Genomic DNA, 8,684 nt, shown 5'->3' on the forward strand with positions numbered 1-8,684 from the left:
TATACAGAGGGTGCTCGTACTATTCAAAGCCGAAATCTTAGCACCTACAGGAATGCTATTAGTGAGGCAAACGAAATTGATAGTGTTGTTTGCTTCACTAACGGGCGAGAACGAGCATTTTACCGGTGGAATAGTGAGGACAGCCTCATGAATAATAAGGTTTTCTCCACTATGCGCACGATTCATGCATAGCAGTTACGCTATCCGTTTACTTACGTAACTACCTATGTCTTCATCAATCCCTGGTTCTAGACTTGATCGTTTACTTTGTGATAGTTCATCCCGCGAATACGGCAAAATCGCCCGGTCGGCTTACTGGAGGGAATTCCGAGTCATCAGCCGACGGGCGATTTTTTTGCGCCGTTAACATATCCGCTATGCGATTGCATTCGCTTCTTATTTTTCGTAGCTTGCCTTGCCCTTCTTCATCATGAAATCCATTTCGGCGTCCATGATCATTTCGACCTTCAGCTCGTCCAGCTTGACGTCGCGCCGGGAAAGCACGTAATCCACGATGTCGTCGCTGTCGATATTAACGTTGCCCTTCGCATCGGGCTTCGCTTTGTCGATGAACGCTTGCTCATGCTTCAATACGAGCAAGATCGCATTCGTATCGATTTTCGTTTTATCCGCTATGTATTTCACAAGTTCTTGCTGCTTAACCAGTGCGCTCAACCTACTCGTCTCCTCGAAAGGCATTGTTTCTTATGCCTGATAGTCAGGTTCATTATACCGTTCGAGCCTGACGGTTATCAACCGCGTTTTCGGGGATTATCCGCATCCGCATGTAAGACAGCCCGCCGTACAGTCGTGAACCTGCGCACCGCGCGATGCGCCGTGAGTCCCCCGGTGCGAGACGCTGAGCCACGCGCGTCGGATGCCGCTCGCTGTGCGCCAAAATTTTCCGCGCGGCACCGCGGGTCGGGGCGCTCAGCCACGCGCGTCGAGTGCCGCTCACAGTTCGCCAAATTTTCCGCGCGGCGACGGGAGTCCCCCGGTGCGAGACGCTGAGCCACGCGCGTCGGGTGCCACTCGCTGTGCGCCAAATTTTCTGCTTAGCGCCGAGAGTCCCCCGGTGCGGAGCGCTTAGCCGCACGCGCGTCGGGAGCCGCTCGCGGGGCACCACTCGCGGCGCCGGCGAGTCTCACGGCGCGGAAGGCTCGATCACACTTCAGCTGTCAATCCTCGTAACGCCGTTCATCCGAACCGACTCGGAACCTCCGCTCTCCGTCCGCGCTTTTTGGACAACTATTTTATGTATCAAGACCAGATACCGGTATGATACGATTTCTGTAATAATCGCGTAATGCGAGGGGGAATCGTTTTGGCAAAATCATGGTTTTACCGGCTGCTGCTATCCTATCTGCCTATTTTTGTAGTTGTCGTCGTTGCGCTGCTGCTCGTTTCTTTCCTGACAGTAAGCGACTTGTCCAAAAAATCGGCCGTCCGCTCGAACGAAGTGTTCATTAAACAAGTGATGCAGACATTGGACAATTCGCTGCGAACGATCGACGAGACGATGAACCGGGAAATTTTCGTGGACGGCATGATTTCGCGCTTTATGAGTACGGAGGAAGCGAAGTATGCAAGCGTGTCCGCTTACGATGCCGCCATTCGATTGAAAAGACTGACCGAGGAAAACAATCTGATCGATTCCGTCTATCTCGTGCGCGAACGGGATCTGTTGGTTGTCACGGAAGGCGGCGTCATGCGTCTGGACGAATTCGCCGACCGATCGTTCGTGAGCGGGCTGCGCGATTCAGCGGAAAATTACCGGTGGACCGGTATTCGCGAGTACGGGCGCCCAGCAGGCGAGAAAACGGACGTAGTGTCTCTTGCCAAGCAAATGTTCGTTACTTCAAGCGGCTTCATGGTCGTCAACGTAAACGCGGATCGTCTGCAGCAGCTTCTTCAAGAAATGTCGGGTTCGAATTTGAGCTATATCCGTCTGCTCGGAGCTGACGGCGCACCTGTGGCATGGACGGGCGAGAGGCAGGAAGCGAATATTTCCCGCGACGATTTATCCAGCTACACCTCCCCGTATACTCGCTATGAAATACGCAGCGGCGTTCGGTATATCGGGCTGCTCGAGACGGTATCCGATTTTACGCTGTTTTGCATTGCAGCCGGTATGGCGTTAACCGTCATCGGGATCGTCTGGATCGTTTTCGTCAGCAGGCGCAATTACAAACCGATGGCGCGTATCGTGCAAAGGCTCGGAACGATGGGAAACGGCAAAGTAGAGCCGGACAACCGCAAACGTCATGACGAGTTCCGGATAATCGAACAGGCGATCGATAGAATGGCGGAGGAATCGGACCGGTACGAGAAGCAAATGGAAGAAAATTTCATATACCGGCGGCAAATGCTGTTCCAGGAGCTGCTGGAAGGCAAACGCTCCGTTACGGACGAGCTGCTGCAGCAGGCCGGCTTCGGACTAGCGAACGACAAGGAGCTGCGGCGGACGGCCGTCGTCGTCGCGGAAATCGACGGCTATGCGTCATTCATCCGGGACTACTCGGCCGGCGATCAAAATCTGCTGAAATTCGTGCTCGGAAAAACGATCGGCGAAATCGCCCAAAACCGCTCCATGACGGTCGGCATGGACTGGGTCGCAGATCGCAGGCTGGCGATAATCGTTAGGACTTCTTCAGAGACGCCCGACGATGAAGCGCTTCTCCTTCGTGTTTGCGAAGACGCGGGAGACTGGGTGAAAACGCATTTGTCGTTCACGGTGACGTTCGGCTGCGGCAAGTATGTCGACGGACTGGAACGGGTTTCCGAATCTTACCGCTCCGCCTTGCGCTGCTTGCTGTACAAGCCGTCTCTCGGCGCCGCCCGCATCATCACAGAGAGCGACCTGACCGGCCGGCAGCAAGCGGACATGTTCAGGCACGTGCAATCGATCCGCCCTTTCGCTCAAGCTTATAAGCTGGGCAAGGAAGATTGGCGGGAGCACTGTGCCCGCTTTTTCGCCGACCTGGAGGGAGAATTTTTTACCCTGGACGATCTGACAAGCTTCATGAATTATACGATGTATTATTTTCACCGGGAAATGACGGAGCTTGCTGCGGAGTTCCGCGACTTATGGGAGCGGGAAGCGATGCCGAATCTAGTCGCGATGCTCGACTCTGCGGAGACGCTCGCCGAAATGCAAAGCGCGTTTACCGACATATTGACGGACGGCTGGAACAAAATGGGCATGCTCCGCGAGCATCGCAACAACAGGCAGCTGCTTGTCCGCATCAGAGAGTACATTGAAGGCCAATACGGCAATCCGGATCTTTCCCTTATTTTGCTGAGCGATGAGTTCGGGATGAACGGAAAATATTTAAGCAGGCTGTTCAAGGACGAGTTCGGCGTCAATTTCGGCGATTACCTCGTTCAGGTGCGTATCGCGCATGCCAAACGTTTGCTTTCGGAAAGCTCCTCTCCGATACAGGAAATAGCCGCCATGGTCGGGTATACGACCTCGATCGCTTTTATCCGCGTGTTCAAAAAGCTTGTCGGGATGACGCCCGGCGACTACCGGAAGGAATCGGTCAAGCCGTAAATAACAGTAAAGTGGATATCGATTTATTGGGGCAATCCGGTTTATTGCATAAGCCGCTGCGGGGCCGATCCCCAGGCGGAACCTGTCGCCGGAAGCCGCTGCGTATAGGCGGAATGCGGTTTATGGCTTTCGATTTATCGGGTGGCATGATGTTTATTGCGGTGCGCCGGCGTTTTGAATACAGTTAGGGCAGTTGCATGCAACCCATTCCACGAACGGCGAGGTGAGCAAAGCCCCTTATCCAATATGCGGGAGATGTCAGCTTATGAGAGCGAAATCGACTTTTATGAAAAGCGTATACCGGCACCGCTGGCTTTACATCATGATGCTTCCCAGCCTGGCTTATTATGCAATTTACAAGTATGCGCCCATGGCCGGTCTTGTCATCGCGTTTCAGGACTACAACCTGATGGACGGACTGCGCAACAGCCCTTGGGTCGGGCTTAAGCATTTTCGCGACGTATTTTCCAATCAGCAATTTTTCATTCTGCTCCGCAACACGCTCTTGATCAGCTTCTACAAAATCGGTTTCGGAGCGCTGCCCGATCTGCTGCTCGCTCTATTGCTGAACGAGGTGCGCATCCGCTGGTACAAGCGGGCGGTGCAAACAGCCGTATATTTCCCTTATTTTCTGTCTTGGGTCATCGTTTACGGCATGATGCTTATGTTTCTTTCGCCCGGCACGGGGCTGGTCAACTATTTTTTGAAGGATTGGGGCTTTGAGCCGATTTCCTTCCTGACGTCGAACGATTGGTTTCGCAGTATTCTTGTCTCTTCGGAAATATGGAAGGATGTCGGGATCGGCTCCGTCATTTATATGGCGGCGATGGCGGGGATCGACCCGCAGCAGTACGAAGCGGCGATTATGGACGGTGCGGGACGCTGGAAACGAATGTGGCATATTACGCTTCCGGGTATACGCAATGTGTTCGTCCTGCTTCTCATCCTGAAGATGGGCAGCATTCTCGATGCCGGCTTCGGGCAAATATACGTCCTGTACAATTCGCTCGTATACGATACGGCCGATATTATCGACACTTGGGTGTTCCGAAGAGGGCTGGAACAAATGCAGTACGGGTATGCGGCGGCTGTAGGCATGTTCAAGTCGGTTGTCGGGCTGATCATGATTCTCGGAGCGAATCAGCTGGCGAAACGGTTCGGCGGAAACGGAATCTGGTGACGGAGGGATCAAGATGTCAGATATAGCGTACCAAACAAAAAGATCGCAGCTGGAGCAAGCATGCATCCATATCCTTCTCGGGCTTGTCGCGTTTGCGGCGCTGTTTCCGCTCGTTTACGTAGCGATCGTGTCGATCACTCCGCTGTCCGAGGTGGCGCGAAACGGCGGGTTCAGCATTTTGCCGCGGCAAGTGACCTTCGGTGCCTATGAGGCTGTGTTCGCAAGCCCGCTTGTACCCAAAGCGCTGCAAGTAACGATCCTCGTGACGGTTGTCGGAACGCTCGCCAATCTGATGTTCACCGCGCTGCTTGCCTACCCGCTTTCGAAGCGAAGCTTGCCGATGCGCAGCGTCATTTTGCTGTTCCTGCTGTTTACGCTTGTGTTCGGCGGAGGACTCATTCCGACTTATTTGGTCGTGCATGCGACGGGACTTGTCAACACGCTGTTCGCCCTGTTCGTGCCGACGCTCGTCAACACCTTTTATTTGCTCATTATGAAAACGTTTTTCGAAAGCTTGCCCGAAGAGCTGATCGAAGCGGCAAGAATCGACGGATACGGGGAATTCCGGCTGTTGTTCAGCGTCGTCCTCCCGCTCTCCAAGCCGGTGATGGCTACGATGGCGCTCTTTTACGGAGTGGCTCATTGGAACGAGTTTTTTGCAGGCATCATTTATATTAACGACTCGAACTTGATGCCGCTTCAGGTCGTGCTGCGCAACATGCTCGCCGGTTCGACGATCAGCAGCGAGCTGCAGACGCTTAACCCGCAATTAGCCGCCAAACTGCCCGGGGAAACGTTCAAAATGGCGCTTGTCGTCGTCTCGACTATGCCGATCATGTTCGTTTATCCGTTCCTGCAAAAATATATGACGCAAGGCATGATGCTCGGCGCGATTAAAGGATAATGTGAAGAACGATGATTAGAGAGGGGCTCAATGCGATGAAAAAGCTAAATGCATCCATTACTTTGCTTTTGCTGTCATCAGCTGTTTTGTCCGCCTGCAGCGGCAAGGAAAGCGGAAATTCGCCCTCGCCGGAGGGAAGTGCAGGCAATTCGCCCGGCAGTACGGCAGCAGGTTCGGCGGCGCCGGATAAAAGCAAACGGGAAACGATCGAAATTTACAGCTATACGCAGAACGCAAACGCTTCGCTTCCGGCAGGAGATAGCGATTTTGTCAAGAAAGCTATAGAGGAGAAATTCAACGTCAATCTGAAGCTGACTTACAACATGCTCGAAGGCGACGATCGTTACAATAAGCTGAATGTGAGACTCGCCTCGAACGACTCGCCGGATCTCGTTTTGGCAAACGGATTGAAAGCGCTTGAATACAAAAACAATAAAATGCTCGTCGATCTGAACGAGTACATCGCCCCGGAGAAGCAGCCCGCTTACTTCAAATGGTTCACGCCGGAGGTGGTCTTCAAACGCTTCTCGATGGATAAAACGAAGCCGGAAATCCAGCGCATTCCGATTCCGGTGCTGAAGAAATCGCCCGTTTCCTGGTATGTCCGCCAAGACTGGCTCGACAAGCTTAATCTGAAGGTGCCGGCCAACCTCGAGGAATTCATGAAAGTGGCGCATGCCTTCACCTATGACGATCCGGACGGCAACGGGAAGAAGGATACGTACGGCTTCTCGGTGTCGGCGAACGGCTCCGGCATCACGTTTGACTGGCCGCAGTGGATGGCGAACGGCATCGAAGGCGTGCTCTATGTGAAGGACAACAAGCTTGTTCATTTTCAGATGGATTATCGGGTACAGGATGTGCTGCGGGATATCAATAAAATGGTGAAGGACGGCTCCGTGGATCCGGATTGGTTCCTGCAGAAAGGTACGGCTCACATCGACAAGGCGATTCAAGGCAGAGTCGGAATGGTTCGCGATTACGGAGGCCAATTTGGCCTCGCCAGCGTACCGTCTTCCCCCGCCGCCCGCAGCAAAGAAGTGAACCCGAACGCAAAATGGACGGCCTTCAACGCCATTGACGGCGTCCCCGGCTTCCAAGAGAACCTGCCCTCCCTATCAGTCGTCGTGACGAAAATCGCCGCCAAAAATAAGGAGAAGGTTGAAACGGCATTTAAAATACTCGATTACCTGACGAGCGAGGAAGGTTATTTGCTGACGCATTACGGTAAAGAAGGCGTGCATTATACCCGCAACGGCAAAGTCATCACGCTCATCCCCGAGGCGATGAAAAGAGACTTCGAGGACAAAGGCGACTGGCTCAAAGCGATTTATCAGGTGTTTACGCCGGAGGAGCCCGAAACGCTCGGCTTTGAAGTCGTCGATCCGCGGCAAACTGCGGAAGAAAGGGAGATGCTGAAGAAGATTAAGAGCTATCCGATTTCCGCTCCGATCGGTACGAACGTATCGCCTCCGGAAGGAGTCGATCTTGTCAATCAAGCGAAGCTTGAGAACGAGACGATGGCCAAAATCGCTTTGGGCGAGCTTCCGGCCGAGCAATGGAAAACCGTTCTGGATAAAATCCTGAACGAGATGGGCGGCCAAAAGCTGCTGGACGCTTATACGGAGCAAATCCGGGCTGCCGGCGCGATCAAATAGCATAACGGACGGGTCGGCGTATCGTCGCCGGCCCCATCTTATTTGAATAAGGGGGATATAAGAAGATGGCAATCATTACGCTTCCGACGCATTATTACCGGCAATTCGACGCGGATTACTCGCTGGACGTCCCGGGCGAAGGTTATGGCGGCTGGGATAAAGCCGATTTGCCGCTTAATCTCGACCATACCGCTTTGGTAGTCATGCATGCGCTCGATTGCGGGACGAACGAACAAGTGCCCGGCCATTTTCGGGCGGTGGAATACATTCCGCGGTCGTACGACATCAGCCGCACGGTTTTTCCCGGACTGCTCGGCGCCGTCCGCGCCTCCGGAATGAAGGTCGCCCATGTCGGGATGGGCGAAAGCTATTGCAAGCCGTATCCCGGCTACCGAAGGATCGTCGAGCTTAGCGGTCCCGGGCCGGCGTTGTCCGAGCGCGCGGACGAGGATCCCGTCTCGCAGCAGTTGATTCGCTTCCGCGCCGACCATGTGTTTCCCGGAGCGAACAACCATGCGGATATTACAAAAGGCTATCCGCTGCGCAAATTTCCGCGGGAAGCCGAGCCTGTCGGGGATGAGGCTGTTGCTCTAACCTCTCACCAGTTAAATGCATGGTGCAAACGGGAAAAGATCAATCATTTGATCTATATCGGCTTCGCCATCAATTGGTGCCTGCTTATGTCGCCGGGCGGCATGCTCGACATGTCCCGGAACGGCATCATCTGCTCGGCCATTCGCCAAGCGGTCACGGCGGTGGAAAATAAAGAAACAGCCCGCTTAGAGCTGAATAAAGAACTCGCACTGTGGCGGGTCGCGCTCGCTTTCGGCTTCGTGTACGATGCGGACGATGTGATTGAGGCGCTGCGGAGTGAGCAAGGCTGAACGCTTATGCCCATTCGGAGTGCAGGTGTTAGAGCTCGGCTCGGGTGCGACTCCGTCTGTATATTGCGTTCTCACCTTTTTGGGATGCAGGGGGCAAAGGCCAGCTCGTAAGCGGCGGCATTTATAAAGCGTTCTCGCCTTCCGGATGCAGGTTATCGCAAGCCCCCCGGAAGCTCTGACTCAGCCGACGAGATGTGCAAAAACAAAGCCCTCATGCCGTTTATTGGCATAAGGGCTTTGTTTTCGAAAGTAACAACTGCTTATCTTCATCGTTTGACACCAATGCCGCGAGTTCCAACATACTTTGGTCCAACATCTATGAGGCATAATGAGGCAAAAGTTACTGTTAATAAGGCAAGCCTCACTATCTCACGCTGAAAACCCGTGTTATGGCAAGTTAATGAGGCAAACGAAACGAATAGTGAGGCAAACCCAACGAATAGCATTCCTGTAGGTGCTAAGATTTCGGCTTTGAATAGTACGAGCACCCTCTGTATAGTAGATC

General features: G+C 53.6%; 6 protein-coding genes. 5 read left to right on the plus strand and 1 reads right to left on the minus strand.

Annotated elements, in window-relative coordinates:
- Positions 1–396: 396 nt before the first annotated feature.
- Positions 397–675, minus strand: coding sequence for a hypothetical protein (locus tag DQG23_RS41375; RefSeq protein WP_113036914.1), 279 nt, complete (start codon positions 673–675; stop codon positions 397–399).
- A gap of 649 nt (positions 676–1,324) precedes the next feature.
- Between DQG23_RS41375 and DQG23_RS41380 the strand changes: the two genes are divergently transcribed.
- The 5 genes from DQG23_RS41380 to DQG23_RS41400 all read left to right on the plus strand — a co-directional run bounded on the left by DQG23_RS41380 (position 1,325) and on the right by DQG23_RS41400 (position 8,179).
- Positions 1,325–3,553 (plus strand): helix-turn-helix domain-containing protein, encoded by a 2,229-nt coding sequence (locus DQG23_RS41380; RefSeq protein ID WP_158560969.1) that lies wholly within the window; start codon positions 1,325–1,327, stop codon positions 3,551–3,553.
- Between the two features lie 265 nt (positions 3,554–3,818).
- Positions 3,819–4,733 carry an ABC transporter permease gene (locus DQG23_RS41385; RefSeq protein WP_113036916.1) on the plus strand — a complete coding sequence of 305 codons (915 nt, stop codon included), beginning with the start codon at positions 3,819–3,821 and terminating at the stop codon, positions 4,731–4,733.
- A gap of 13 nt (positions 4,734–4,746) precedes the next feature.
- Entirely contained in the window at positions 4,747–5,637 is an 891-nt protein-coding gene (locus DQG23_RS41390) for a carbohydrate ABC transporter permease (RefSeq protein WP_113036917.1), read from the plus strand.
- Positions 5,638–5,672: 35 nt separating this feature from the next.
- On the plus strand, positions 5,673–7,295 hold the full coding sequence (locus tag DQG23_RS41395; protein WP_158560970.1) for an extracellular solute-binding protein: 1,623 nt from the start codon (positions 5,673–5,675) through the stop codon (positions 7,293–7,295).
- A 65-nt stretch (positions 7,296–7,360) separates the two neighbouring features.
- Positions 7,361–8,179, plus strand: coding sequence for a hypothetical protein (locus DQG23_RS41400; RefSeq protein WP_113036919.1), 819 nt, complete (start codon positions 7,361–7,363; stop codon positions 8,177–8,179).
- Positions 8,180–8,684 lie beyond the last annotated feature (505 nt).

The sequence above is a fragment of the Paenibacillus contaminans genome, assembly GCF_003285015.1.
Classification (GTDB): Bacteria; Bacillota; Bacilli; order Paenibacillales; family NBRC-103111; genus Paenibacillus_V; species Paenibacillus_V contaminans.

Coding starts and splice junctions, on each gene's coding strand:
- DQG23_RS41385 (WP_113036916.1), top strand. CDS start 3,819: ATGAGAGCGAAATCGACTTTTATGAAAAGCGTATACCGGCACCGCTGG.
- DQG23_RS41390 (WP_113036917.1), top strand. CDS start 4,747: ATGTCAGATATAGCGTACCAAACAAAAAGATCGCAGCTGGAGCAAGCA.
- DQG23_RS41395 (WP_158560970.1), top strand. CDS start 5,673: ATGAAAAAGCTAAATGCATCCATTACTTTGCTTTTGCTGTCATCAGCT.
- DQG23_RS41400 (WP_113036919.1), top strand. CDS start 7,361: ATGGCAATCATTACGCTTCCGACGCATTATTACCGGCAATTCGACGCG.